The 24,959-nt window shown below is 64.4% G+C and carries 24 protein-coding genes and 1 pseudogene; 17 read left to right on the top strand and 8 right to left on the bottom strand.

Going from position 1 to position 24,959, the window contains the following annotated elements; all coding sequences use genetic code 11:
• Nucleotides 1-22 precede the first annotated feature (22 nt).
• Nucleotides 23-1,594 carry a Na+/H+ antiporter gene (locus AC3ANQ_RS05060; protein ID WP_488304111.1) on the top strand — a complete coding sequence of 524 codons (1,572 nt, stop codon included), beginning with the start codon at nt 23-25 and terminating at the stop codon, nt 1,592-1,594.
• Nucleotides 1,595-1,633: 39 nt separating this feature from the next.
• On the opposite strand, the gene AC3ANQ_RS05065 is transcribed toward AC3ANQ_RS05060, so the two are convergent.
• The gene (locus tag AC3ANQ_RS05065; protein WP_488304112.1) at nt 1,634-2,833 is read right to left on the bottom strand and encodes an ROK family transcriptional regulator; all 1,200 of its coding nucleotides are present in this window, start codon (nt 2,831-2,833) and stop codon (nt 1,634-1,636) included.
• 106 nt (nt 2,834-2,939) lie between these two features.
• Between AC3ANQ_RS05065 and AC3ANQ_RS05070 the strand changes: the two genes are divergently transcribed.
• Together AC3ANQ_RS05070 and AC3ANQ_RS05075 are read left to right on the top strand one after the other, a co-directional pair.
• A complete protein-coding gene (locus AC3ANQ_RS05070; RefSeq protein WP_488304113.1) occupies nt 2,940-4,643 on the top strand; it encodes a glycoside hydrolase family 13 protein in 1,704 nt (567 codons plus the stop codon).
• Nucleotides 4,644-4,875: 232 nt separating this feature from the next.
• Nucleotides 4,876-5,841: an aldo/keto reductase gene (locus AC3ANQ_RS05075; RefSeq protein WP_488304114.1), complete on the top strand. Its 966-nt coding sequence runs from the start codon at nt 4,876-4,878 to the stop codon at nt 5,839-5,841.
• A gap of 44 nt (nt 5,842-5,885) precedes the next feature.
• Here AC3ANQ_RS05075 and AC3ANQ_RS05080 read toward each other — a convergent pair whose 3' ends face one another.
• Nucleotides 5,886-6,653, bottom strand: coding sequence for a FadR/GntR family transcriptional regulator (locus AC3ANQ_RS05080; protein WP_488304115.1), 768 nt, complete (start codon nt 6,651-6,653; stop codon nt 5,886-5,888).
• Between the two features lie 144 nt (nt 6,654-6,797).
• On the opposite strand from AC3ANQ_RS05080, the gene AC3ANQ_RS05085 reads away from it, so the two are divergent.
• From AC3ANQ_RS05085 to AC3ANQ_RS05145, 13 genes and pseudogenes are all read left to right on the top strand, one after another.
• Complete coding sequence (locus AC3ANQ_RS05085; RefSeq protein ID WP_488304116.1) at nt 6,798-8,093, top strand: ABC transporter substrate-binding protein; 1,296 nt, start codon at nt 6,798-6,800, stop codon at nt 8,091-8,093.
• An 83-nt stretch (nt 8,094-8,176) separates the two neighbouring features.
• Entirely contained in the window at nt 8,177-9,130 is a 954-nt protein-coding gene (locus AC3ANQ_RS05090; RefSeq protein WP_488304117.1) for a carbohydrate ABC transporter permease, read from the top strand.
• Nucleotides 9,127-10,008, top strand: a complete 882-nt coding sequence (locus AC3ANQ_RS05095; protein WP_488304118.1) for a carbohydrate ABC transporter permease — start codon at nt 9,127-9,129, stop codon at nt 10,006-10,008. The genes AC3ANQ_RS05090 and AC3ANQ_RS05095 overlap by 4 nt, the downstream gene beginning before the upstream one ends.
• 9 nt (nt 10,009-10,017) lie before the next feature.
• The gene (gene dgoD, locus AC3ANQ_RS05100) at nt 10,018-11,166 is read left to right on the top strand and encodes a galactonate dehydratase (RefSeq protein ID WP_488304119.1); all 1,149 of its coding nucleotides are present in this window, start codon (nt 10,018-10,020) and stop codon (nt 11,164-11,166) included.
• 5 nt (nt 11,167-11,171) lie between these two features.
• Nucleotides 11,172-11,822: a bifunctional 4-hydroxy-2-oxoglutarate aldolase/2-dehydro-3-deoxy-phosphogluconate aldolase gene (locus AC3ANQ_RS05105; RefSeq protein WP_488304120.1), complete on the top strand. Its 651-nt coding sequence runs from the start codon at nt 11,172-11,174 to the stop codon at nt 11,820-11,822.
• On the top strand, nt 11,819-12,793 hold the full coding sequence (locus tag AC3ANQ_RS05110) for a sugar kinase (RefSeq protein WP_488304121.1): 975 nt from the start codon (nt 11,819-11,821) through the stop codon (nt 12,791-12,793). The genes AC3ANQ_RS05105 and AC3ANQ_RS05110 overlap by 4 nt, the downstream gene beginning before the upstream one ends.
• 136 nt (nt 12,794-12,929) lie before the next feature.
• The gene (locus tag AC3ANQ_RS05115) at nt 12,930-13,793 is read left to right on the top strand and encodes an HpcH/HpaI aldolase/citrate lyase family protein (RefSeq protein WP_488304122.1); all 864 of its coding nucleotides are present in this window, start codon (nt 12,930-12,932) and stop codon (nt 13,791-13,793) included.
• Nucleotides 13,794-14,210: 417 nt separating this feature from the next.
• Nucleotides 14,211-14,438 carry a DUF3188 domain-containing protein gene (locus tag AC3ANQ_RS05120; protein WP_488304123.1) on the top strand — a complete coding sequence of 76 codons (228 nt, stop codon included), beginning with the start codon at nt 14,211-14,213 and terminating at the stop codon, nt 14,436-14,438.
• A gap of 30 nt (nt 14,439-14,468) precedes the next feature.
• Nucleotides 14,469-15,968 carry an FAD-dependent monooxygenase gene (locus tag AC3ANQ_RS05125; RefSeq protein WP_488304124.1) on the top strand — a complete coding sequence of 500 codons (1,500 nt, stop codon included), beginning with the start codon at nt 14,469-14,471 and terminating at the stop codon, nt 15,966-15,968.
• A 65-nt stretch (nt 15,969-16,033) separates the two neighbouring features.
• Nucleotides 16,034-16,483 (top strand): FAS1-like dehydratase domain-containing protein, encoded by a 450-nt coding sequence (locus AC3ANQ_RS05130; RefSeq protein WP_395798255.1) that lies wholly within the window; start codon nt 16,034-16,036, stop codon nt 16,481-16,483.
• 2 nt (nt 16,484-16,485) lie between these two features.
• Complete coding sequence (locus tag AC3ANQ_RS05135; RefSeq protein WP_268020709.1) at nt 16,486-16,923, top strand: MaoC family dehydratase; 438 nt, start codon at nt 16,486-16,488, stop codon at nt 16,921-16,923.
• A gap of 48 nt (nt 16,924-16,971) precedes the next feature.
• Nucleotides 16,972-18,030 (top strand): annotated as a pseudogene (locus AC3ANQ_RS05140) (MFS transporter); the annotation flags it as partial.
• Between the two features lie 67 nt (nt 18,031-18,097).
• The gene (locus AC3ANQ_RS05145; RefSeq protein WP_488304125.1) at nt 18,098-19,165 is read left to right on the top strand and encodes a UDP-N-acetylmuramate dehydrogenase; all 1,068 of its coding nucleotides are present in this window, start codon (nt 18,098-18,100) and stop codon (nt 19,163-19,165) included.
• 17 nt (nt 19,166-19,182) lie between these two features.
• Here the strand turns inward: AC3ANQ_RS05145 and AC3ANQ_RS05150 are convergent, their stop codons facing one another.
• A complete protein-coding gene (locus AC3ANQ_RS05150) occupies nt 19,183-19,653 on the bottom strand; it encodes a hypothetical protein (RefSeq protein ID WP_488304126.1) in 471 nt (156 codons plus the stop codon).
• Between the two features lie 108 nt (nt 19,654-19,761).
• Here AC3ANQ_RS05150 and AC3ANQ_RS05155 point away from each other — a divergent pair, with 108 nt between their 5' ends.
• On the top strand, nt 19,762-20,880 hold the full coding sequence (locus AC3ANQ_RS05155; protein WP_488304127.1) for a winged helix DNA-binding domain-containing protein: 1,119 nt from the start codon (nt 19,762-19,764) through the stop codon (nt 20,878-20,880).
• Between the two features lie 140 nt (nt 20,881-21,020).
• Here the strand turns inward: AC3ANQ_RS05155 and asd are convergent, their stop codons facing one another.
• From asd to AC3ANQ_RS05180, 5 genes are all read right to left on the bottom strand, one after another.
• Nucleotides 21,021-22,160, bottom strand: coding sequence for an aspartate-semialdehyde dehydrogenase (gene asd, locus AC3ANQ_RS05160; protein ID WP_488304128.1), 1,140 nt, complete (start codon nt 22,158-22,160; stop codon nt 21,021-21,023).
• Nucleotides 22,161-22,352: 192 nt separating this feature from the next.
• Nucleotides 22,353-22,574 (bottom strand): NF038396 family protein, encoded by a 222-nt coding sequence (locus AC3ANQ_RS05165; protein WP_184738265.1) that lies wholly within the window; start codon nt 22,572-22,574, stop codon nt 22,353-22,355.
• Between the two features lie 2 nt (nt 22,575-22,576).
• On the bottom strand, nt 22,577-23,164 hold the full coding sequence (locus tag AC3ANQ_RS05170; protein WP_488304129.1) for a dihydrofolate reductase: 588 nt from the start codon (nt 23,162-23,164) through the stop codon (nt 22,577-22,579).
• Nucleotides 23,161-23,964 (bottom strand): thymidylate synthase, encoded by an 804-nt coding sequence (locus AC3ANQ_RS05175; RefSeq protein ID WP_488304130.1) that lies wholly within the window; start codon nt 23,962-23,964, stop codon nt 23,161-23,163. The genes AC3ANQ_RS05170 and AC3ANQ_RS05175 overlap by 4 nt, the downstream gene beginning before the upstream one ends.
• Nucleotides 23,965-23,982: 18 nt before the next feature.
• Nucleotides 23,983-24,951 carry an NUDIX hydrolase gene (locus AC3ANQ_RS05180; protein WP_488304131.1) on the bottom strand — a complete coding sequence of 323 codons (969 nt, stop codon included), beginning with the start codon at nt 24,949-24,951 and terminating at the stop codon, nt 23,983-23,985.
• Nucleotides 24,952-24,959: the final 8 nt, after the last annotated feature.

The following is a 24,959-nucleotide window of genomic DNA, read 5'->3' on the forward strand; positions in this document are numbered from 1 at the left end:
CTACGTTTGGGGAAGCGGGAACATGGACCAGTTGGCTCTCATTGTCGGACTGCTGCTTGCAACGGTCTTGGCCGTGGGGTTGGGGGACCGCTTACGGCTGCCGTACCCCGTGCTGATGCTGCTGTTGGCGGCGGCGGTGGCCTTCATTCCGGGCTTCCCTGACTTTGAGTTTTCACCCGAATTGATCCTGCCGATCTTCCTTCCGCCTTTGCTGTTCGCGACCGCCCAGAAGAGTTCCTGGGCCGTATTCCGGGTCCGCTGGCGGACGTTGCTGCTCATGGCCGTGGCGCTCGTTGTGGTGTCGACGGCGGTGGTTGCCGGAGCCGCGTGGCTCATGATTCCAGGTATCGGCATTCCCGCGGCGATCGCACTGGGTGCCATGGTGGCTCCTCCGGACCCGGTGGCCGTTGAATCCGTGGCCGGCCGCGTCCACATGCCGCGCCGGCTCATTACCGTGCTGCAGAGCGAAGGCTTGTTCAACGACGCCGCCGCTATCGTGATCTTCCAGGCAGCAGTCGCGGCGACCGTTTCCGGCACAAAGATGGGGGCCGGCGTCGTCCTCCAATTCATCATCGGAGCCGCGCTGGCCGTCATCGTCGGCATCGCCATGGGCTGGTTGACGAGGCTGATCACCAAGCTCGTCACCTCGATGGTGGCGCGCAGCGCAGTGACACTGGTGATTCCCTTTGCCGCCTACATCCTGGCTGAAGAGCTGCATGCCTCGGGCGTGATCGCCGTTGTCGTCACCGCGCTCGAGACGCAGCGGCACGCGCGGTCCCAGGACGCCGCCGAGCGCGTCACGCGCACTGCCTTCTGGGATGTGGTGGAACTCCTGGCCACGGGCCTGGCGTTCGGGCTGGTGGGGCTGGAGATCCGGCATGTGATCCGGGAAGAAGGCGCGGCCATTTTCGGCATGATCGGCACGGCGGTGGTGGTGTGCGTGCTGGTATTTGCTGTCCGGTTCGCTTGGCTGGGGCTTTTGGCGATCTCGGCCCGCAAACGGAAGAACCTGCTGCAGCCGACGTCGCCCAAGGAAGTTTTGATCCTCACCTGGTGCGGCATGCGCGGCCTCGCTACCCTCGCCCTCGCGCTGGCGCTGCCGCTCACCATTGCCGACGGCAGCGACTTCCCTGCCCGGCACCAGATCCTGGTCATCGCCTGTGCGGTGCTGCTGGCCACCTTGGTCCTGCCTGGACTCACGCTTCCGTGGCTCATGCGCGTGCTCAAGGCTTCCGAGGACGGTTCGCATGAAAAGGATGCCGCGCGCCTCTTGGCCAAGCGAGCCCAGACTGCGGCCATCGCTGCGCTCAGGGAGCACGATCTGATGAAGGAGTTGCCGGCGGACAAGGTGGCCCTCGTCAAGGAAAAGATGACACGCCTGCATGCCGAGCTTCTGGACGGGACACTGAAGAATGAGTCCGACGCCGAAAAGCGCCAACGAGGCAGGGAACTGGCCATAGCGGTTCAGACCATCGCCCTGGATGCCGCACGCCAGGAAGTGGTCGCCGCTAGGAGCGAGCCTGGCATGGATCCCGAGGTGGCGGACCGAGTGCTGCGCCAGCTGGACCTTCGCACCATGGCGATGCCGGACTGACGGCTGAAGGGGAACGGGCGGCATAACCGTCCCGAGCGGCTACACGCGCCGCAAGTCCAGGTCCAAGGAGTTCTTCTCCACATGGTCCAGGGCGTGGCGTACCGCGCCGATTCCCACAATCGCATCGCCCAATGGAGAAGCAGCGAGCCGCGGGGGAGTGGCCGTGTACGTGGCCAGCTTCCGGGCGGTCGGCTCAAGAAGGACCGACGCCGAATCTGCCACTGCGCCGCCAATCACCACGAGCTCGGGGTTGAGCATGATGGCCATCGTGGAGACCACCCTGGCCAGCCGGTCCGAGAGCCGGTCCAGGATGCCGAGCGCCACTTTGTCGCCCTGGGCGGCGGCGGCGAAGACGTGTTGGGCAGTGATCTCACCGGTACCCGCAGTCCGCAGCGCGGTTTTTGACTTTCCCGCCAAGGCTTCCGCTGCCCACAATCTGGCCAGGGCGGCGAGGCCCTCGGCCGAGCCCACTCCCTCCACCATGTCCAAGTAGGCCATTTCGCCCGCGCCTCCACGGCTGCCATGGAGGAGCCTGCCCGATTCGACCAGGCCTGCACCAAAACGCTCGCCGGCCAAGAGCACCGCGAGGTCTTGGACGCCGCTTCCGGCTCCCCGCCAACATTCGCCCAATGCCGCAAGGTTGGCATCGTTCTCCAGCAGTACCTCCCAACCGTGCAGATCATGCAGCGCTTTCTTCAGTCCGACGTCGAACAGGCTCCAGAACGGCTGGCTGACGAGGATATTTCCGTCCCGGTCCACTGGGGCGGCAAGCCCGACTGTCACCGCCAGGACTTTTTCCGGCGCCACGCCGGCAGCCTCCAGAGCCAGCAGTGCCGTCTCGCTGATGACGCGTATCCGTTCTTGCGCCTGGATCTCTTGGGCCCGAAAGGGCTTGCTGGCCCGTCCCGTGGTGTCTCCGCGCAGGTCGGCCACCACCACTGTGGTCTTGAGGACGCCGACGTCGATCCCCAAGACGCAGCCGGCGCTTTCGTCGAGTTCGAAGCGACGTGCCGGGCGGCCCTTCTGGTAAGTGCCGAAGTCACGCTGGTTTTCCAGTTCCCTGATCCAGCCCCGGGCCATGAGGTCTTCGCACACGGAAATGGTGGTGGCACGGGTCAGCCCTGTGGCTTCCATCAGCTCCGAGACGGTCACTGCGTTGGAGGAACGGATGACTGCGAGCACGCTGGCCGCATTGACCCGGCGCAGCATCTGCGGAGTGGCGGTCGCGATTTCGGGCATCCCTGTTGACCTCCTGTAGGTATGCGTCACATAATACTTGAAGAACTAAATTTAGATTCTAAATAAACACTTTCAACAATCGCGTCGACACAGAACAGGGATCCCTTTGTCCTCCACCGCCAACCTGGCAACTCTCACCGACTCAGAGCGCTCCGTGCGCATGGCCGATCCCAACTGGTGGCGCCAAGCGGCTGTGTACCAGATCTACCCGCGCAGTTTTTCCGATGCGAACGGCGACGGCCTGGGTGATATCAAGGGCATTACCGCCAAGGTTCCGTACCTGTTGGCGCTGGGGATCGACGCCGTCTGGTTGAGCCCGTTCTACCCCTCGGCCCTGGCTGACGGCGGCTATGACGTCGACGACTACCGCAACGTTGACCCGAAGCTGGGCACGCTCTCCGACTTTGATGAGATGGCAGCTGCCCTGCACGCTGCGGGCATCAAATTGATCGCGGACATCGTTCCGAACCACTCCTCGGACCGGCACGAATGGTTCAAGGAGGCACTGGCTTCCCCCAAAGGCTCGGCTGCCCGTGAACGCTACATCTTCCGCGATGGCCTCGGCGAGAACGGCGAACTGCCCCCGGCGGACTGGGACTCTGTTTTCGGCGGCCCGGCCTGGGAGCGCATCACGGAGCCGGACGGTACCCCGGGGCAGTGGTACATGCACATCTTCACCAAGGAGCAGCCGGACTTCAACTGGGACAACCCCGAGGTCCGGGAGGACTTCCTGAAGACCTTGCGCTTCTGGTCCGACCGTGGCGTGGACGGCTTCCGCATCGACGTTGCCCATGCCCTCACGAAGGACCTGCCGGAGGTGCTGCCCTCGAAGACCGAGCTGCCCAAGGAAGGCGACAACGCCTTGGGCGCCCACCCCTTCTGGGACCGCGACGAGGTACACGAGATCTATTCCGAGTGGCGCAAGCTCTTCAATGAGTACAACCCGCCCCGCACCGCCGTGGCCGAAGCCTGGGTGCACGCCGACCGCCGCGCCCGCTACGCCAGCCCCGACGGACTGGGCCAGGCCTTCAACTTCGACCTCCTCAAGGCCGATTTCGACGCCGAGCAGTTCCGCACCATCATCACCAAGAACCTCGCCGAGGCCGCAGCATCCGGCGCCTCCTCCACGTGGGTCTTCTCCAACCACGACGTCGTTCGGCACGCCACCCGCTATGGCCTGCCCCAGGGCGGCGGCCGCGAAGGAAAGGGCCAGGACGGCAAGGCATGGCTGCTCGACGGCGGTCTCCCCTCCGACGTCGACGCCGAGCTCGGCTTGCGCCGTGCCCGCGCCGCGTCGCTGCTGATGTTCGCCCTGCCGGGCTCCGCGTACTTGTACCAGGGCGAAGAGCTTGGCCTGCAGGAAGTCGGCGACATCGTGGACGCCGAGCGCCAGGACCCGGCGTTCTTCCGTAACCCGGGCGTGGATGTTGGTCGCGATGGCTGCCGCGTGCCGCTGCCGTGGACCGGTAAAGGTTCTTCCTTCGGCTTCGGCGACGGACATGCCCACTTGCCACAGCCTGAATGGTTTGCCGGCTACGCCGTGGAGGCGCAGGACAACGTTCCGGGCTCCACGCTGGAGCTGTACCGCAAGGCCTTGGAGCTGCGCTCGGAGCTGCAGGCGGCAGAGGACCTTGAATGGATTCCTTCCAGCAACGAGTCGGTGCTGCACTTCGTGCGGCCCAACGGCTGGCAATCGGTGACGAACTTCGGCACCGAGCCCGTGGCACTTCCGGAAGGCACCGTCGTCGTGAGCAGCGCACCGCTCGACGGCGGCAAGCTCCCCGCAAACACCACAGCCTGGATCGTCTGACCCCCGACCGCTGACCCCTGACCGCTGGCCGCTGACCCAACTAGCTCGCAGTTGTTGTCGTTTTGAGCGCTGTAAACGACAACAACTGCGTGGGCCCACGCCGCCAGGGTTCCCTGGCCGTGGGGCCCCGCCGGCGAGGGTCCCTGCCTGAGCTTGCGAAGGCTGGGAGCCGGTGGGGACTTGCGAGGCGAGGGCGGCGGTGGGGACTAGTTGCATGTGAAAGAGTTGGGAAATGACTGCAAGGAGGGAAACGTCCTCTGGCCGCCTCATCTACGGCTGCATGGGCCTTGGCGGGCCCTGGGAAGGCAACGAGTACGGTAGCGCCTACGTTGATCAGGCCGCAGAAGCGATCTACGCAGCCATGGGCATCGGCATCACGCTGTTCGACCACGCCGACATCTACCGCAGCGGCAAGTCCGAGGCCGTGTTCGGCGACGTGCTGGCCCGGACCCCTGGGCTGCGTGAAAAGATCCAGCTGCAGACCAAGTGCGGAATCCGGCTCAGCCAGACAGGAGTCCAAGGACACTACGATCTGAGCAAGGGCGCCATCCTGGAACGGGTTAACGGAAGCCTGCAGCGGCTGAGGACCGATTACGTCGACGTACTGCTCCTCCATCGTCCGGACCCCCTGATGGATCCCGCAGAGGTGGCGTCCGCCGTCGGGCAGCTCATGGCGGAAGGCAAGGTCCGGCAGCTTGGGGTGTCCAACATGTCCGGAGTGCAGATCGCCTTCCTCCAGAACAAGCTGGAGACCCCCATCATCGCCAACCAGTTGGAGATGAGCCTTCACCGTCGCGCCTGGCTCGAGAGCACTGTCCTGGTCAACCATGACGACGCACTCGGCTACAGTTTCCCGCACGGCACCTTGGAGCACTGCGTCAGCCACGGGATTGAGCTGCAGGCCTACGGCTCCCTCGCCCAGGGCCGGTACACGGGTTCGACGCTGGATGCCCCGGCTGCCGCCGACACCGAGACTATCGCGTTGGTCGCCCAGCTTGCGGAAGAGAAGGGTGTTACTCCTGAGGCCGTGCTGCTCGGCTGGCTCATGAAGCACCCTGCCCGCATTTCCCCGGTGTTGGGCAGTTCCAACCCGACGCGGATTGCAGCCTGCGCGGACGCCGTCGCCGTCGCTGCGGCGATGACTCGGATCGAGTGGTATCAGCTGTGGGTGGCTGCGCGGGGAAAGAGTGTTCCCTAGCAGCAGGACAGCAATGCGCCAGCAAGCTTTGTTAGTCGGCTTCGTTAGTCGGCAGCCAGGGCAGCATCGGCATCCTGCGGCTGCCGGGTCGCGTGGTGTTCTGACCAAATGTCGGCCGTTTCCTCCGTGGACTGTTCGACGATCCTGCTCATGGCGGCGTGCGCCCTTTCCGCCTCGCCCCGCTGGATGGCACTGGCGACATCAACGTGCAGCTGCAGGGCCTCTTGGTGCGGCAAGTTCGGCATCAAGCCATGCTGCGCACGCCCGGTCAGGACCTCCCGGACGAGGTTGTGCAGCTGGGTGAACATGGGGTTGCCGGAGGCGCGGAGCACTGATGCGTGGAATTCGATGTCCAGCCGGAGGAATTCGTCCTGGTTCCCGCTTTGGCCTGCCGCCCATAACCGCGCGGCTTGTGACACCAGATCGCTGCCGGCGTCCAACGAGACGCGCCCGGCTGCGAGCCGGGCTGCCTGCGGTTCGATCGCGCCGCGGAGCTCATTGAGCGCCCGCAGCTGTTCGAGTCTTTTGGAAGAGGCCAGGCGCCAGCGGATGACCTGCGGATCGTAGAGGTTCCAGGATTCTTCCGGCTGCACTACGGTTCCGAGGCGTCGCCGCGATTCCAACATGCCCATCGAGCAGAGCACGCGCGTGGCCTCACGGACCACCGATCGTGACACCTTCTGCTGCGCCTCCAGCTCATCTAGGCGCAGGATCGAATGCGGTGCCAGAGTCCCCTCGGCGATAGCGAGCCCCAGGTTCTCGACCAACACGGAATGCAGGTCTGCTGTGGACTCCGCCTTTGGGGTTTTCATAAATAAATCATACTCGTGGGCCACAGGGCCTTGTTTAAGTATGCTTTATTTCTCTAAGCTCTCCCCCAGAGCAGATGTATAGATGCGTCTGCGGTTGACCGGATGATGTTGTCCGGCTCTGAACACTAAAACGGGGGAGTCGTAATGAAGCGGCATTCAATTATGAAATATGCGGCAGTCGCCGCAGCCCTATCGCTGGGCCTGACCGCTTGCGGTGGCGGCAGCGGCAGCAGCGACGGCAAGGCAGCAGGGACCGTTCGGGTTACCCTGGCCAACCACGTCTGGACTGACGGAATCAAGGCGGCGATTCCGGAATTCGAAAAGTCCACGGGCCTCAAGGTCGAACTCACCCAACTCGGCGAGGACCAACTCTCGGACCAGTACAACGTCAAGCTCAACGCCGGCACGGACGAGATCGACGTCATGATGTACCGGCCGCTGCAGGAAGGCAAGGCGTTCGCAAAGAATGGCTACCTCGCCGACTTGACCAGCAAGGTCTCGCAGGACGCCGGCTGGGACTGGAGGGACTATCAGGACGGCCCGGTCAAGGCCAGCACCGTTGACGGGAAGGTGGTGGGCGTCCCCATCATCACCGAGCGCGAAGTGCTCTACTACCGCAAGGACCTGCTGAAGTCGGCCGGTCTCGCTGTCCCAAAGACCATGGATGAGCTTCAGGCAGCCGCCAAGACCATCGCTGCCGCGTCACCTGATACGGCCGGCTTCGTGGCACGCACCGGAAAGTCCGCGGCCGTCACCCAGTTCTCAAGCTTCTTGTACAGCTTCGGCGGCGACTTCGTCGACGCCAGTGGCAAGTCCGCCGTCGGAAGCGATGCCGCGAAAAAGGCCTATGCCTTCTACGGAGGGCTGATCAAGAGCTACGGACCTAAGAACGTCAGCACCGATATGAGCTGGCCGGAGGCCATGGCCATCTTCACTCAGGGCAAGGCGGCCTTCTACACCGAGGCGGACTCGCTCTACAAGAACGCAACCGACCCTGCCAAGTCCAAGGTTGCCGACAATGTCGGCTTCGCCGCCCTGCCCGCCGGCCCGGCGGGCTCCAAGCCGTACAACATCCCGTCGTGGGGTTTGGCCGTCAACAAGGCTTCCAACAACCAGGACAACGCCTGGAAGTTCATCCAGTGGGCCACAAGCAAGGAGCGCACCTTGGCTGCGCAGAAGGCTGGAGTACCCGGCCCCCGTGCCTCGGTCTGGGCAGATCCGGCCGGAACCTCCACCTACCCCAAGGATCTGGCCGATGCCATCTCCGTCAGCGCCAAGAACGGCGTAGGCCACGACCGTCCCGAGGTGGTCACTGTCGGCAAGGCTCGCGAAATCGTGGGCACGCCGATCGTTTCCACGATCTCCGGAGCCGACGCCTCGGCGGCAGCTGACAAGGCGAACGGCGAATTCCAGAAGTTCCTGGACAGCGAAAAGAAGTAGCGCAATTGCCCGGCGGGATGGCTATGCTGCCGTCCCGCCGCGGCGAGCCCCTTCAATTCACCCCCAAACTCCTTAGGTGAACCATGTCTGTACTGACCACTCCCCGCAGCGCGCCCTCCCGCGGCACGGACCGCAAGCCCGGCGCGCGTGAGAATTTCTCGGCTTGGGCCAACCGGCATCGCAAATGGCTCTTCGCAGCTCCCGCGATGATTTTCGTCGGCGTCCTGATCGTCTTTCCCCTGGCCTGGACGCTTTACCTCAGCCTGACTGATTCGCAAGGATCCGTCCGGGCCGCGTCCGAGTTCGTCGGACTGCAGAACTACGTCACGGTCCTCTCCGACGCGGAACGGTTCTGGCCCGCGGTCGCGCGCACCCTGTCCTTCACCGGCGTTGCGCTGGCCTGCGAAGTCGTCCTCGGCATGTGCATCGCCTTGCTGCTTTGGCGCCCCTTCCGCGGCGAGCGCTGGGTCCGCGTGGCCATCCTGCTGCCGCTGGTTGCCACACCCGTGGCCGTGGGCATGATGTGGCGGCTGATCTTCGACCCCAATATCGGCTTCGTCAACCAAGTACTCGGACTGGTGGGAATCCCTCCGCAGCCGTGGCTGTCCGGGCAGGACACCGCGCTTGGCACCACGATCTTCATGGACGTGTGGCAATGGACTCCCATGGTTGTCCTCATCCTTCTTGCCGGCCTGACGTCCTTGTCCGAAGAGCCAGACGAGGCTGCACGGATGGACGGTGCCAACGCCTTCCAGCGCTTCTTCTTCGTCACCCTGCCCCTCATGATGCCAACCGTGATCGTCGCCATCCTGCTGCGGGGCATCGATGCCCTGAAGACCTTTGACATCCTCTACGCCACGAAGGGCAAGGGCGGCGGCTCCTTCCACGAGGTGGAGACCCTTAATGTCTACGCCTACGGGCTGAGCTTCGACTACAACCAATACGGGCTGTCCTCCGCAGTGCTCATCCTGTTCTTCATGATCATCATCGGCACCATGTGGCTGCTGACCATGCGTAAGAAAGCGGCAAGCAAATGACCGTCCTGACCGAACCCCGTGCTTCAGCCCGCGAGCACCGGCTGGCCAATCGCCGTCGGAAGCCCGTGCGCACCCGCGCTTACAAGACCTTCCGCGTGGTTGCCCTGATCGCCGTTGTGCTGTTCCTGATCGCGCCGCTGTTTTGGATGCTCCTGGCCTCACTCAAAACCAACGTGGACATCTACGACGCCGGCAAGTCCTTCCTGTTCACGCCCACGGTCGAGAACTACGCGAACGTGCTGCAGCGAAACAACTACTTTGTCTTCATCATCAACAGCTTCTGGGTTGCCTTCGTATCCACGGCCCTTTCCCTGGTGTTGGGCGTCCCTGCCGCATACGCGATGAGCCGGTTCACCATGCGCCGCTCGGCGCTCGTGGTCCTGATGGCGCGCGTGATCCCGGGCGTTTCGCTCCTGGTCCCGTGGTACTACGTCTTCTCCAATTTGAAGATGGTGGGCGGGTTTGAAGTGCTGATCCTCAGCCACATGTTCGTGGCGCTGCCGCTGATCGTCTACATCATGATGAGCTACTTCGACTCCCTGCCGCTTGAGCTAGAGGAGTCGGCCCAAGTGGACGGACTCACGCCGATCGGTGCATTCCGTCGCATCACCCTGCCGCTGTCTGTCGCTGGAATGGCTACTGCAGGAATCCTGTCGTTCATCTTTTCCTGGAACAACTTCATGTTCGCCCTGGTCCTGTCCGGATCCAAGACCAAGACGCTTCCGGTGGCCATCTTCGACTTCGTCTCCTATGCCAGCATCGACTGGGGCGGGCTTATGGCGGCCGCCACCGTGGTGACCATCCCGATCATGATCATCGCGCTCTTCACGCAGAAATACATCGTGTCCGGCATGACCGCCGGCGCGACCAAAGGCTAGGGGCGCAGCATGACGCGAATCAGCAGCATCGAAACCTTCCTTGTCCCTCCGCGCTGGCTGTTCGTCCGGATCGAGACCGACAGCGGAATCGTCGGCTGGGGTGAGGCAAGCTGCGAGGGTCGCAGCGAAACCGTCCGCACCGCCGTCGAGCAGCTTTCCGAGGTGCTCATCGGAAACGATGCGCTTCGGATCGAGGACCACTGGCAGGTCATGACCAAGGGGTCCTTCTACCGCGGCGGACCGATCCTGGCCAGCGCTGTCTCCGGCCTGGACCAGGCGCTTTGGGACATCGCGGGCAAGCACTTCAACGCTCCAGTGCACCAACTCCTCGGAGGCCCGGTTCGTGATCGGATCCGGATGTACGGCTGGGTGGGCGGGGACGAGCCCAACGAGGTGGCAGATCAGATCAGCGCCCAGCTCGAAGTGGGCCTTACCGCAGTCAAAATGAACGCCAGCGGCCGGATGAGCCCGGTCGCTTCAGTAGCAGAGCTCGACGGCGTGGTCCGGCGGGTGGCCGCCGCCCGCGAAGTCCTGGGGGACCACCGGGACGTGGCGGTGGACTTCCACGGCCGGTTCAGCCTCGCCAATGCACGCAGGGTGGCGCCCCTCCTGGAACCGTACCGGCCCTTCTTCCTCGAAGAGCCGGTTGTCCCGGAAAACACGCACCTCCTGCGCGAATTCACCTCCTCGACCACGACGCCGGTCTCCACCGGCGAGCGGCTCTACAGCAGGCAGGAATTCCTGCCTGCGCTGCAGGCCGGCATCGCCGTGGCCCAACCGGACCTCTCGCACGCCGGTGGCATCACCGAAGTCCGCAAGATCGCCTCCCTGGCCGAAATCTACGAGGTCCAACTCGCCCCGCACTGCCCTTTGGGCCCGCTGGCCTTGGCGGCCTGCCTGCAGGTGGGCTTCGCCACGCCCAACTTCTTGATCCAGGAGCAGAGCATCGGGATCCACTACAACCAGGGCGCTGAGGTCCTGGACTACGTGGTGGACAAGACACCGCTGAAGTTCGTGGACGGGCACATTGAACGCTTGACCGGGCCGGGCCTCGGGATCGAGATCGACGAGGCCGTTGTCCGCACCGCCGACAAACAGGGGCACAAATGGCGCGGGCCCGTGTGGCGCCACTCCGACGGCTCCTTCGCAGAATGGTGAAAGACATGACTCCAGATCAGTTTCTTGAAGGACTTAGCGGATCAAGGCTCGTGGCGATTGTGCGTGGAACGGACGGACAGGCAGCGGCCGAAGCCGCGCTGGCTGTCATGGAGGAGGGCTTCCGCTACGTCGAGGTGGCACTCACGACGCCGGACGCCCTCGCGGCCATAACGCGCATCCGTGATTCCGCGCCGGAGTCCTGCTTCGTGGGAGCCGGCACGGTCCTCACTGCGCAAGACGTGCACGACGTCGTCGCGGCCGGCGGCCAGTTCATTGTTACTCCGGCATTGGCCGAGTCGATCGAGGTCGGAGCCAGTCTCGGGCTGCCCGTCCTGGCCGGCGCGATGACCCCCAGCGAGGCGCATGGGGCCATGACCCGCGGCGCGACCGCAGTGAAGCTCTTCCCGGCCTCGTTCGGTGGTCCGGAGTACTTAAAGGCACTCCGGGACCCGTTTCCCCGGATCCCGTTCGTGGCGGTCGGCGGCGTCGGCCTCAACGAGGCTCCTGCTTTCTGGGAAGCCGGCGCCATCGCAGTTGGCCCGGGAGGTCCCCTCATCGGGGATGCGGCGTCCGGCGGCGACTTAAACGCCCTTCGCAAACGCGCCCGTGCTTTCCTTGCCCTTGCCGCGCGCCACGGGGAAGGTAAGCAGTCTTGAGTGCCGCCGTCGACCTCCTGACGTTCGGCGAATCCATGGTCTCGCTGAGGAGTCCCGGCCCGTTGTCAGCGGGCGGCAGCCTGGGCATGCACGTCGCCGGGGCCGAATCGAACGTGGCCGTTGGCATCGCACGGCTTGGCCACACGGTCACCTGGGCCGGAGTGCTTGGGGCAGACCCTCACGGCGAATTCATCCTGCGACAATTGCGCTCCGAGGGTCTCGGCGTGCGGCACCGGGTGGACCCGAGCCGCGGCACCGGCGTCATGTTCCTCGAACAGCGCACGGCCGACGTCAGCCGCGCCTTCTACTATCGGGCAGGTTCGGCCGGTTCCACCCTCCGGCGGGAAGACATTGAGCCGGTACTCGACGCCGGTGCCAAGGTCCTGCATCTGACCGGGATCACGGCTGCCCTCGGACCTCAGCCGCTGGACGCCGTGGAGTACGCGGCTGAGCGCGCTGCCAGCGAAGGGGTCCTGGTGTCGTTGGACGTCAATTACCGCAGCAAGCTTTGGTCCCGGGACGAGGCGCGTACGGCGCTCACCTCGATTGTCCGGCACGCTGACGTCGTGATTGCTTCCGAGGACGAGCTCGATCTGCTCGCCTCCGATCATGCCGGAAATGGCGGACCCGACGCTGCGGAGGCCACCATGGCGGCGGGGCTGCTGGATCGCGGCGTGCGGGAGGTCGTAGTCAAGCGAGGAGCCGTTGGCGCCTGCGCCTACACCGCCGCTGGCCCTCGGGAACAGCGGGCGGTGCCCGTGACCAGTATCGACACCGTGGGGGCTGGAGACGCTTTCACCGCGGGCTACTTGTCTGCCCTGCTCGACGGCGAAGACGTCGCCGGGCGCCTGCAGCGGGGCGTCCTGGCCGGCGCTTTCGCCGTCAGTACGGCGGGCGACTGGGAAGGACTGCCCCACAGAGGGGAACTTGGGTTGTTGGGCGCCCACCCGAGCGGGAGCACCCAGCGCTAGGTCGCCGTGTGGCAAGAGTGGAGGCCGCGGCAGATCTCGATGGCGCTCGCCTGTCACATTTGTTTTGTTCGTATTGATGCTCACACCTGCGCCCGATTCTTAGCGTTCCTGGCGACTGGACGGATACGGTAGATACATGACGTCTAGCACCGCCGCCGAGTCCATTCGGTCCACCCGCAACATTCCCGCCGAGATTGCACGCTCCTGGCTCCTCGTGAACGCCATGAAGACGGAGCTTTTCGACCAGTCGGCCTCATCGCGCGCGGACGCCATCATCCTCGACATCGAAGACGCCGTGGACCCGTCCCAGAAGGACACGGCCCGCGCCAATGTCATCAATTGGTTGACTGCCGGCGGCCAGGCCTGGGTCCGCATCAACGACGCCACGAGCCCGTTCTGGGCCGATGACCTCGCCGGACTCCGTGGCACCCCCGGCCTGTTGGGCGTCATGCTGGCCAAGACCGAGTCCGCGGACCAGGTCACGGAATCCTTCCACCGTATGGACGGCAAGACCCCGGTTGTCGCCCTCGTGGAGTCGGCCCTTGGCATCGAGGAAGCAAACCACATCGCCCGCGCCCAGGGTGCCTTCCGCCTGGCCTTCGGTTCGGGCGACTTCCGCCGGGACACGGGCATGGCCGCCACGCCTGAGGCGATGGCCTACCCCCGGGCCAAGCTGGTTGTCGCCAGCCGTGTGGGCAATCTCCCGGGCCCGATCGACGGCCCGACCGTCGGCACCAACCACCCGATCCTGCGCGAGCAGACCGGCATCACGGTAACTATGGGCATGACCGGCAAGCTCTGTCTGGCCATCGACCAGACCACAATCATCAATGAAGTCATCAGCCCCACGCCGTCGGACGTCGCCTGGGCAACCGACTTCATGAGCGACTTCGAAGCCAACGGCAGGGTCATCCGCGACGGTTCCGACCTCCCGCGTCTCGGCCGCGCCGAAAAGATCATGAAACTCGCCGTGGCCTTCGGGGTCCAGCCCTCCCTGTAAGGACGCCGAGGGGAGCGTGCCCAAGTCGCGACGCTCGCTCACTTTTGTCGGGTCCTGACCGGACGCTCGCTCACGAACAAGCCCAAACGACGGGATCCTCTCGCAGATGATCTGAGCGAGCGTCCGCGGATTGGCCGCTACAAGTGAGCGAGCGTCCGTGGATTGGCCGCTACAAGTGAGCGAGCGTCCGTGGATTGGCCGCTACAAGTGAGCGAGCGTTTGGGGAAATCCCGCTAAAGGTGAGCGAGCGTTCATTGGAGTCAAGGGGGATTGGCGGTGTTCGGTTGCCGACGGCGTTCCCGTCCACCGACGCTCGCTCACTTTTACCGGGTCCTGACCGGACGCTCGCTCACTTTTGTCGGATTTTCTCCTGCCCTCCTGTAAGGGTATCTGGAGCGAGTGCCCTAAACTTGGGTGGTGCTGAACGAATTCTGGGCCACTGCCTCCGCCACCTACAAGACGCTGGTTTTCAGTGCGATGGGGCTGATCGCCGTCGGAATCATCCTGACGATTGTCGGCAACACCTCGCACAACCAAGGCCTTGCGGTAGCCTCGCTGGCCGTGATCGGGCTCGGCCTGGTCCTGCATGTGGTGGGCATGGTGGTTCGCGGGCAGCAGATCCGCAAGGGTTTGCAGAAGAAGTAACCCAGCCATGATGCTGACCGGAGTTTAGCGATGACCGAGCATGCCGTAGTAATCGTCGGAGCAGGTCCCGCAGGGCTCATGCTGGCGGGCGAGCTGGCCTTGGCGGGCGTCGACGTCGCTGTTGTCGAGCGGCGCGCAAACCAGGATCTCGTTGGCTCACGTGCAGGCGGTTTGCACTCACGCACCCTCGAGGTCCTCGATCAGCGTGGAATTGCTGATCGGTTCCTGTCGGAGGGGCAGGTAGCTCAGGTGGCGGGGTTCGCCGGGGTCCGCCTTGACATCAGCGACTTTCCCACACGTCATAACTACGGGCTCGGGCTGTGGCAGAACCATATCGAGCGCATACTTGCCGGCTGGGTCGGCGAACTGGCGGTGCCGATCTATCACGGACGTGAGGTGACCGGTTTCGCGCAGGACGGCACCGGCGTCGACGTCGAGCTGTCCGGCGGCCAGCCATTGCGGGCAGAATACCTCGTCGGGTGCGACGGCGGACGCAGTCTGGTCCGTAAAGTAGCCGGCATCGAGTTCCCGGGATGGGATCCGACCACCAGTGCCCTGATCGCCCAAGTCGAGATGGCCGAGGAACCGCCGTTCGGCGTCCACCCCAATGCCTTTGGCATCCATTCCTTCGGCAAGTTGGAGTACCAGATTCACGACGGCAAGGTGGTCTACCTCGATGGTGGACCCATAGGGGTCATGGTGACCGAACAGTACGTCGGACCCACGACTGAACCGACCCTTAGTGACCTGAGCGATGCACTCATCGCCGTTTGCGGGACCGACTACGGGATCCACAGTCCCATCTGGATCTCCAGATTCACCGATATGACTCGACAGGCCGCGGCCTACCGCGACGGGCGGGTCCTGCTCGCCGGCGACGCCGCACACGTGCATGCCCCGGACGGTGGACAGGGCCTCAACACGGGTGTGCAGGATGCCGTGAATCTGGGATGGAAGCTGGCCCAGGTGGTCAAGCGGACATCCCCGGAAAGCCTCCTCGATACCTACCACGCCGAGCGCCACCCGGTGGCTGCGCGCGTGCTGCGCAACACGATGGCGAGTGTCGCGCTTCGCCGCCCCGACGAACGCACGAAGGCCGTGGGCGAGGTCATTGCCGAGCTCCTCGGCATGGAGGAACCACGCAAGCGCTTCGCAGCGATGATGTCAGGCTTGGACATCCACTACGACCTCGGCGAAGGACACCCGCTGCTCGGGCGCCGCATGCCAGATCTCGAATTCGTCACCCCGAGCGGCCCGCTGGGCGTCTTCAGCCTGCTGCACGAGGCCCGGCCGGTGCTCCTCAACCTCGGCGAGCCCGGTGGCTTCGACGTCACCCCATGGGCAGATCGGGTTCAGCTGATCGACGCCACATACGGTGGTGTGTGGGAGCTTCCGGCACTCGGGGCGGTCACTCCTCCCGCCGCGGTGTTGATTCGGCCCGACGGATATGTGGCCTGGGTCGGAGACGGTACCCAGCTGGGCCTCGCTGACGCGTTGGCCACGTGGTTCGGACCGCCTACTGCGGCGTAGAGCGCTCCGGTTTCCACGATCATTCTGTTAGTTGGAGACACGTCCCGGGCCGATAGGGTTGGAGCATGACTATTAACCCGGACTTGCAGGGCCGCAGCTACCCTGCCGCAGAGGTGTACGACGTCGGCCGCGAAAAGATCCGGGAGTTCGCCCGGGCCGTGAAAGCCACCCACCCCGCCCACTTCGACGTCGAAGCCGCCAAAGCCCTCGGGCACAGCGACCTCGTCGCCCCGCCGACCTTCGCCATCATCGTTGCCCAGCGGGCCGATGCCCAGTTGATCGAGGACCCCGATTCCGGGATTGACTTCAGCCGGGTGGTCCATGCAGACCAGCGCTTCACGCACCACCGCGCGATTGTTGCCGGAGACCAGTTGCGGGCCGAGCTGCACGTCGACGGCGTCCGCGCCATGGGCGGCGGGGCCATGATCACCACCCGTTCGGAAATCACTACGGTGGACGGCGAAAGGGTCGCCACCACCACCTCGTCCATTCTGGTCCGCGGAGAGGGACAGTAGCCATGAGCTTGAAACTTGAAGAACTCACCGTCGGGCAGGAAATCGGTACCCGCAGCATCGAGGTCACCCGCCAGGACCTGGTCAAGTACGCGGGTGCGTCCGGCGACTTCAACCCGATCCACTGGAACGAATCCTTCGCCACCGGCGTCGAACTTCCAGGAGTCATCGCCCACGGCATGTTCACCATGGGCTCCGCCGTGCAATTGGTGAGCGACTGGGCCGGCGACCCTGCCGCCGTCGTCGACTACCAGACGCGCTTCACCAAACCGGTGCTGGTCGCCGACACCACTGGTACAAGCGAGCCCGGCGCGGTGATTGAGGTTTCCGGCGTGGTGGGAGCGCTCGACGCCGATGCGCGCACCGCCCGCATCGACCTGACCGTCACCTTTGGCGGCCAGAAAGTCCTGATGAAATCCCAGGCCGTTGTGAAGCTCGCTTGAGCAGGCTGCAACAGTCAGCACCACGCGCCACCGCGGCGGAATTGTCGCGGCGGCGCTATGGTGGGCGTCGGCCTGGCGGTCGCCGGTTTTGGCACATCTGTGCTGGCAAACCCGGTGGTGGTGGCAGCCGGGCTCATGGTGATAGGCCTCGGCACAGCCAGCTGGAATACGGCATCCAATGTAGAGGGAGCGTCGCTTGAACGCGCGCTTGAACGGCACATCATGCCGCGCCTCCATGGATCCTTCAGCCTGGGCACCGTTGCGGGCGCAGGGCTCGGAGCCTGGGCAGCTGCCGCCGGACTACCGGTCTTTTGGCATCTGGCTGCGGCCGGCCTGGTGGTCGCCGTCTCTGTGGTGACCGCGGCCGCTTGGTTCCGAGCGGACGCCACACGCCAGTCCACAGCGCGAGGTCCCGCAAAGGCCTTCAAGCCCGAAAAGCCGGACACTTTTGAAGATCCTTCAACCGGCCCCTTGCCCATCATCCAGCCCGGCCAGCAGAAACCGGCCGAACCGCTGGACAGCAAGCGTATGGTGGCCCGGGCATGGCGTGAACGCCGGACCCTCCTGCTCGGCCTGCTCGTCCTGGGGCTCGCCCTGGCAGAAGGCGCAGCGGGGGATTGGGTGGCCTTGGCGTTGGCCGATGGCCATGGTCAATCCGATGCTGCCGGAGCCATCGGCTATGGAATCTTCGTGACGTTCATGACAGTGGGACGCTTCGCCGGGACTGTGGTCTTGGACCGCTTCGGCCGCGTTCCGGTGATGCGTTGGTGTTCGGCCACAGCCGTGGTCGGCCTTGCGTTGTTTGTCTTCTCTCCGGTGCCGTGGCTGGCCTTCGTGGCCTTGGCCATCTGGGGGCTCGGTGCTTCCTTGGGCTTCCCGGTGGGCATGTCGGCCGCCGCGGACGATCCAGCGCACGCCGCGGCCCGGGTTTCCGTTGTCTCCACGATTGGCTATGGGGCTTTTCTTTGCGGTCCGCCGCTGTTGGGGTTGCTGGCGGAGCACTTCGGCATCCTGCATTCATTGCTCGCCGTCCTGGTCCTGCTCGTCGCGAGCTTCTTCCTTGCGCCCGTCTCGCGGAAGCGCATCCCCAAGTCGGCGAATCCCTGAGCCGGCGCCCGTGAGCAAGCGCATCCCTAAGTCGGCCGGGGCAGGCAATCCCCGCTAGGCTTGTTTGGTGACCCAGACGATGCTTTCCGAACTGACCACGGCCGCCGTTGGTGGCCCTGCCGGCACCTTTTTGGAGGCCCGCACCGAAGAGGAAATCATCGACGCCGTCCGTTCGGCGGATGCGGCCGGCGAGAACCTGCTCATCATCGGTGGGGGATCCAACCTGCTGATCTCCGACGCCGGATACCCAGGCACGGTGCTCAAGATCGCTTCGCAGGGATTCACCGTCAACTCGGAGGATAGCTGCGGAGGAGTCTCTGTGGTGGTCCAGGCTGGGCACAACTGGGACGCCCTCGTTGAACATTCCGTGCTGCATGCGTGGTCCGGACTGGAGGCCCTCTCCGGCATTCCCGGAGCCACAGGTGCTACTCCCGTGCAGAATGTGGGCGCCTACGGTGCCGACGTCTCCCAGACCATCGCAGCCGTCCGTACCTGGGACCGCGGACGCAACGCCGTGCAGACCTTCACCAACTCCGAGCTCAAGTTCGGCTACCGGGACTCTATCCTCAAACAGACCACTGCCGAGGGCTCACCCCGTTACGTGGTGTTGACGGTCGAATTCCAGCTGCCGCTCGGACGCATGAGCGCACCCATCCGGTACGCAGAGCTGGCCCGGTCCCTCGGGGTTGAGGCAGGAAAGCGCGCATACTCGAACGATGTCCGGCGTGAAGTCCTGCGCCTGCGTGCCTCCAAGGGCATGGTCCTCGACGCTTCGGACAGGGACACGTATTCCACCGGTTCATTCTTCACCAACCCGATCGTTCCGGCCACCGTGGCTGCGTCTCTGCCCGAGGCGGCGCCGCAGTACCCGGCTGGAAGCGATGGCCTCGTGAAGCTGTCTGCAGCCTGGCTGATTGACCAGGCCGGCTTCGGAAAGGGCTTCGGGCTCGATCCCGCGAGCGTGTCCGGCGGACGTGCCTCGCTCTCCACGAAACACACACTGGCCATCACCAACAGGGGAGGAGCCAGCGCGGAAGACATGGTGGCGATCGCGCGCGAGGTGCGCCGCGGCGTCGTCGAACGCTTTGGCATTGAACTGCATCCGGAACCGCTGCTGGTCGGTTTGGCCCTTTAGGGCCTGCTAGGAAGCGCTCAGCGCTTTCCGGTGGGAAGCACCTTGTTGAGCAAGAGGAACGTCAGCCCGCAGCTTGCTGCCCCCAAAAGGAAGATCTGGCTGAACGCTATGCTCTGCGGCGACGGGCCGCCGGGCGAAATCCAGCCCGCGGCTGCGAAGCCTATAACGCCGAGGAGCATGACCACAGCCGCAAACAGGAAGCTGCGCACCTGATCCGCGGCGCCTGCCTGGAACCCCGATTCGGGATCGTCAGCTTGCTCGCCGGACGACGGCTGGTGCGCAGCGGCAAGGCCCAGGAGGAGGGCTGCGGCGCCGGTGGCGGCGAGACCCACCTCCTGGACGGTCTGCATGGACGGCGACAACCGCACTCCTGCACCGACGGCTATGGCCAGTCCGCAGACAAGCCCGACGGCGGCCGCGCACCAACCTGCGGCTGCTAACCGCCGGCTGAGCGGCCGCAGCAGCGGACCCAAATCACCGAACAGCATTCCTCCAGACTAGGAGGGCCTGCTGGAAGGCCCCTGTGAGCGGGATGGGAGTTCCTCCTGCTGTTATTGCGGACCGAAGCTGTCCGCCGTGCGTCCTATGATGGGGCCATGACAGCTTCGGCGAAGATCCGCGTCACTCCGAAAATCATGGGTAGGCTGCGCTTGGCCAGCCAGGGTTTGCTCGGTGGATACAGCAGCGTGGAGGAATGCGTGTCCCGGATGGGCGCCATGCAGGCTCAAGACCTCGCCTCGGCGTTCTGGGCGGTGGGGCAGCGAGTCCCCGGTTCCGGCCTCTCGAATGTGTTGGAAGCGCTGGAGAACGGCGCAGTGGTCCGGTCCTGGCCCATGCGGGGCACGCTGCACCTGGTTCCACCGCGGGACTTGCGCTGGATTCTGGCCATCACCACGGATCGGTCCATGCGCTCGGTGGCCGCACGGCACCGGGAACTCGGCATCGAAGAGGCCGACGTCGCCACGTGCCGGGACCTTGCTCTTGACCGCGTGGCTGGCAGCCCAGGCGCCACGCGCGAGGAGCTTTTCAAGATCTTCGAATCCGCTGGCCAAGTGACCGTGGCCCAACGTGGCATCCATTTGCTCTGGATTCTGTGCCAGAACGCTTGGCTGGTCCAAGGGCCCCCGGCCGGCACGGCAGGTAAAGCGCTCGGACAGCAACTGTTCGTGGCCTTCGATGAGTGGATTCCGGAATCCAGGGCGTTGAGCCGAGAAGAAGGGATTGCCGAATTCCTGCTCAGGTATATACGCAGCCACGGACCGGCCACGCTCTTGGACTTCGCGTGGTGGACCCAGATCCCCAAAGCCGAAGTCCGGGCAGCCCACGAGGCTATTCGCAGCCAACTCGTTGAGCTCATCTTCCGGGGAACGTCTTATTGGCTCGCGCCGGAAACAGCCGCCCTGCTCGACGACGGCGTTCCGGGCTCGCGTACGGTCCTCGCCTTGCCCGGGTTCGATGAATTCCTGCTCGGGTATACGGACCGCAGTCTCGTCCTGCCAGCGGAGCATTCCCAGAAGGTCGTCCCGGGCGGCAATGGTGTTTTCAAGCGGATGATCGTGTCCGGCGGCGAAGTGGTGGGCACCTGGTCTCGCAGCGGCACCGGCCGAAGCGCCGGCGTCGAGCCCGAACCGTTCGCCCCGGAAGGCCTGACCCCGGCGGCCAGGCGCTCCTTCGAACTCCAAGCGGCAAAGTACCTGAGGTTCATGGAGAGTTGAGCGCACCCAACTGATCCCCACCACCACCCTCGCCTCGCAAGCTCGGCCAGGGAACCCTGGCGGCGTGGGCCCAGCAGTTGATGCCGTTATGAGCGCTCAAAACGACATCAACTGCGAGTCAGTTGATGAAAGCAGGAGACCTATAGCGTGCCTGTGGCGATCTTCAGCATGCGGCGCAGCGGCTCGGCTGCACCCCAAAGGAGCTGATCGCCCACGGTGAAGGCGCTGATGTACTCAGGGCCCATCTCGAGCTTGCGGATACGGCCCACTGGGATCTCCAAGGTGCCGGAGGCAGCTACGGGAGTGAGGTCCGACATGGAGGCTTCCTTGGTGTTGGGCACAACCTTGGCCCACTCGTTGTCAGCGTCCAGGAGCTTCTCGATTTCAGCGACGGACAGGTCCTCGCGCAACTTGAGCGTCAGTGCCTGGGAATGGGAGCGCATGGCGCCGATACGGACACAGAGACCATCCATGACCACATAGTCCCTGCCGGTGCCGTTGCCAGTGCCGAGGATCTTGTTGGTTTCCACCCCGGCCTTCCACTCTTCCTTGGACTGTCCGTTGCCGAGGTCGGCGTCGATCCACGGGATCAGGGAGCCGGCCAACGGCACGCCGAACTGGGTGGCGTCGACGCCGGAGCGCTGGGCAGCCAGCACCTTGCGGTCGATTTCCAGAATCGCCGAGGCGGGATCGTCCAGTTCGCTACTGACTTCGTTGTTGAGGGTGCCGAACTGGTTGAGCAGTTCGCGCATATGGCGGGCACCGCCGCCTGAGGCTGCCTGGTAGGTCATGGAGGTACCCCATTCGACCAGGTTGTTTTTGAATAGGCCGCCGAGGCCCATGAGCATGCAGGAGACGGTGCAGTTGCCGCCAATGTAGTCCTTCACGCCGCCGGACAGGCCTGCGTCGATGACGTCGCGGTTGATGGGGTCCAGGACAATGATGGAGTCGTCGTTCATGCGCAGCGTGGACGCGGCATCGATCCAAAGCCCATCCCAGCCGCGGCTGCGCAGCTCGCCTTGGACCTGCTTGGTGTAGTCGCCGCCCTGGGCCGTGACAATAATCGGCAGCTTGGCAAGCGTCTCAATATCGAACGCGTTCTCGAGCTTGCCTGCGCCATCAGCAAATGACGGCGCGGCACCTCCAGCGTTCGAGGTGGAGAAAAATACCGGGTTGATGTTGGCGAAGTCGTCCTCTTCCTGCATGCGGTGCATCAGGACGGAGCCGACCATGCCACGCCAACCGACCAGTCCAACGGACGGATTAGCTGCTGTAGTCATTGGACCAGTCTAGACTTTCGCGGCTTCCGGCCGCTGTCGGTTACGTCACGAGGAAATCCGCGACAAACCCAACTGACTGGCAGTAGGTGTCGCTTTGGGGGCTCAAAACGACACCTACTGCGTGGGCCCACGCCGCCAGGGTTCCCTGGCCGAGCTTGCGAGGCGAGGGCGGCGGTGGGGATTACTTCGCGCCTACTTGCCGGCGTCGGGCTCCTGAAGCAGGGCTGCCTTGCGGGCGCGCAAGGCGTAGAAGGCGCCAAAGGCGAAGACCTGGGTCACCACTACCAGGACGATGATCCCCAGGATCTTGTTGCCACCCAGGATCATGGTGAGGCCGATGATCGCGGACAGCAGCGCGAACAGCGGCAACAACATGTAGCCAAGCACGAACAGGGTCTCAGGTTTTTTCAGCATTCTCAGTCTTCCGTCCGGCGCCATGTGGCAATCCGGTAGTTGGTGCCGTTCTTGGAGGTGAGCCACCCTTCTGCGGGCTGCGTCGACTCAAGATTCCAGGCCTCGCCGAACTCCGGCGCGAAAGTGTCGCCGTCGATGTCGGAATCGATGACCGTGACGACGGCTACATTCGCGATGTCCATGGACTGCCGGTAAATTTCGCCGCCACCAATGATCCAGACCTTCTGGCCGCCAGGTGCGAATTGGGACTCGAGGAGGGCGGCGTCAAGGGAGGAGACGACGACGGCGCCACTTGCGTCGGGCGAGTCCGACCAGCCCTGTTGCCGGGTCACCACGATATTGGTGCGGCCGGGCAAGGGACGGTACTTCGCGGGGAACGACTCCCAGGTTTTGCGGCCCATGATGACCGGATGTCCTGTTGTCAACGTGCTGAAGTGCTTCAGATCTTCGGGGACCTGCCAGGGCATGGTCCCGCCCTTGCCGATCACGCCGCTGGCTGTTTGCGCCCACACGAGGCCGATGCCGGTCATCGCTTCCGTGGCATCGTCGGAGGAAGGATTCTCCGGGGGGGGATTTTCCTGGGTGCTCATACCGCCACTGGCGCCTTGATGGAAGGGTGGTGGCGGTACCCGACTACCTCGAAGTCCTCAAAGGCGTAGTCGAAGATTGAGTCCGGCTTGCGGTTGAAGCGCAGTTTCGGATACTCGTAGGGCTCCCGGGAGAGTTGCTCCGTGACTTGCTCCACGTGGTTGTCATAGACGTGGACATCCCCGCCGGTCCAGACGAAGTCGCCGGGCTCAAGATCGAGCTGCTGGGCCACCATGCAGGTTAGCAACGCATAGGAAGCGATGTTGAAGGGGACCCCAAGGAACATGTCTGCCGAGCGCTGGTACAGCTGGCAGGACAACTTGCCGTCGGCAACATAGAACTGGAAGAACGCGTGGCACGGCGGCAAGGCCATGTCCTTGATTTCGGAAACATTCCAGGCCGAAACGATGTGGCGACGGGAATCAGGGTTGGCTGCCAGGCCCTTCATGAGCTCGGCGATCTGGTCGATGTGCCCGCCATCGGGGGTCGGCCAGCTGCGCCACTGCACGCCGTAGACCGGACCGAGTTCGCCGTCGGCGTCTGCCCATTCATCCCAAATGGTGACGCCTTGTTCCTGGAGCCACTTGACATTGGATTCGCCGCGAAGGAACCACAGAAGCTCCAGCGCGAGCGATTTGAAGTGCACACGCTTGGTGGTCACGAGCGGGAAACCTTGGCTCAGATCGAAGCGCAATTGGCGGCCGAAAACGCTCCGCGTGCCGGTGCCCGTGCGGTCCGACTTGTGCGTACCGTTGGCCATGACATCGCGCAGGAGGTCTTCATATGGGGTTGGGATGCTCACGCACCCAGCTTACTGGAGTCAGTCGTCGAAGGGCTTGATCTGCTCCACGGCCACCACGCGCTGGCCGTTTCCGCGGGCGACATGGCACACGATCATCTCGCCAGGAGCCAGATAGGGGTCCTGGGCAGGCAGGAACTCGTGAAGCTCCGTGCCCATGCGCTCGCCGAGCTTCTTCAAAATGGTAGGCAGCGCCGGCCTGTGGGTACACAAGGCGACCGCGCTTTGCTTGTCGAACAAGCCCTCGACGACGGCTGACGTCTTCTTCGGGCTCCGCTGGTGATTGTGCTCGGTCAGCGCTTCGACAAGTTTCACCTTCGCTCCGGCCGCCTTGGCGTACGGCGCGATGGTGGATACGCACCTTGCCCAGGGGCTGCTCACGATCCGCAGGGGCTTCCACACGCCCAGAAGCCGCTCTACCGCCAGCGCCTGCCGCAGGCCTGTGGCCGCCAGGGGTCTGCTGCCTTCGGCTTTGGTCCAGGAAGACCGTGGCTTGGCCTTGGCATGCCGCACCAGAATCAGCGGCCACGTCTCCAGCTCGCCGTTCAAGTGGGCCTTTGCCAGCGCCTGGAGCGGGCCCACGTCGGTGGGGTTGCTCAAGAACCGGGCAGCCTTGTCCGGCGCGGCCCACATGTAGGCGTCCACTTCCTCGCCATCCGGCTTGATGACGGAGCCGTTGACCTGTGTGGCCCAGTAGTGCACCACTTTCAGTCCCGCTGCCACGTGGTAGTGGGTGGGAGGCAAGGGGATTCCGAGGGCCGCATAGAGGCCGATTTCTTCCCTGATCTCGCGGACGCCGCATTCCGGGATGGTTTCCCCGACGTCGAGTTTGCCTTTGGGCCAGGACCAATCGTCATACTTGGGCCGATGGATCAACAGGACCTCAAGGGCCCCTCTGGTGACCCGCCAGGGAATCGCCCCGGCCGCCGTGACGGCGATGGGCTCCCCGGGATGGTCCGTCTGATCTGCAATGGGTGTATCGCTCTTCAACTTTTTCT

This window comes from Arthrobacter sp. DMZ02-1R (assembly GCF_057747935.1).

Coding starts and splice junctions, on each gene's coding strand:
- AC3ANQ_RS05060 (WP_488304111.1), top strand. CDS start 23: ATGGACCAGTTGGCTCTCATTGTCGGACTGCTGCTTGCAACGGTCTTG.
- AC3ANQ_RS05065 (WP_488304112.1), bottom strand. CDS start 2,833: ATGCCCGAAATCGCGACCGCCACTCCGCAGATGCTGCGCCGGGTCAAT.
- AC3ANQ_RS05075 (WP_488304114.1), top strand. CDS start 4,876: ATGACTGCAAGGAGGGAAACGTCCTCTGGCCGCCTCATCTACGGCTGC.
- AC3ANQ_RS05080 (WP_488304115.1), bottom strand. CDS start 6,653: ATGAAAACCCCAAAGGCGGAGTCCACAGCAGACCTGCATTCCGTGTTG.
- AC3ANQ_RS05085 (WP_488304116.1), top strand. CDS start 6,798: ATGAAGCGGCATTCAATTATGAAATATGCGGCAGTCGCCGCAGCCCTA.
- AC3ANQ_RS05090 (WP_488304117.1), top strand. CDS start 8,177: ATGTCTGTACTGACCACTCCCCGCAGCGCGCCCTCCCGCGGCACGGAC.
- AC3ANQ_RS05095 (WP_488304118.1), top strand. CDS start 9,127: ATGACCGTCCTGACCGAACCCCGTGCTTCAGCCCGCGAGCACCGGCTG.
- dgoD (WP_488304119.1), top strand. CDS start 10,018: ATGACGCGAATCAGCAGCATCGAAACCTTCCTTGTCCCTCCGCGCTGG.
- AC3ANQ_RS05105 (WP_488304120.1), top strand. CDS start 11,172: ATGACTCCAGATCAGTTTCTTGAAGGACTTAGCGGATCAAGGCTCGTG.
- AC3ANQ_RS05115 (WP_488304122.1), top strand. CDS start 12,930: ATGACGTCTAGCACCGCCGCCGAGTCCATTCGGTCCACCCGCAACATT.
- AC3ANQ_RS05125 (WP_488304124.1), top strand. CDS start 14,469: ATGACCGAGCATGCCGTAGTAATCGTCGGAGCAGGTCCCGCAGGGCTC.
- AC3ANQ_RS05130 (WP_395798255.1), top strand. CDS start 16,034: ATGACTATTAACCCGGACTTGCAGGGCCGCAGCTACCCTGCCGCAGAG.
- AC3ANQ_RS05135 (WP_268020709.1), top strand. CDS start 16,486: ATGAGCTTGAAACTTGAAGAACTCACCGTCGGGCAGGAAATCGGTACC.
- AC3ANQ_RS05150 (WP_488304126.1), bottom strand. CDS start 19,653: ATGCTGTTCGGTGATTTGGGTCCGCTGCTGCGGCCGCTCAGCCGGCGG.
- AC3ANQ_RS05155 (WP_488304127.1), top strand. CDS start 19,762: ATGACAGCTTCGGCGAAGATCCGCGTCACTCCGAAAATCATGGGTAGG.
- asd (WP_488304128.1), bottom strand. CDS start 22,160: ATGACTACAGCAGCTAATCCGTCCGTTGGACTGGTCGGTTGGCGTGGC.
- AC3ANQ_RS05165 (WP_184738265.1), bottom strand. CDS start 22,574: ATGCTGAAAAAACCTGAGACCCTGTTCGTGCTTGGCTACATGTTGTTG.
- AC3ANQ_RS05170 (WP_488304129.1), bottom strand. CDS start 23,164: ATGAGCACCCAGGAAAATCCCCCCCCGGAGAATCCTTCCTCCGACGAT.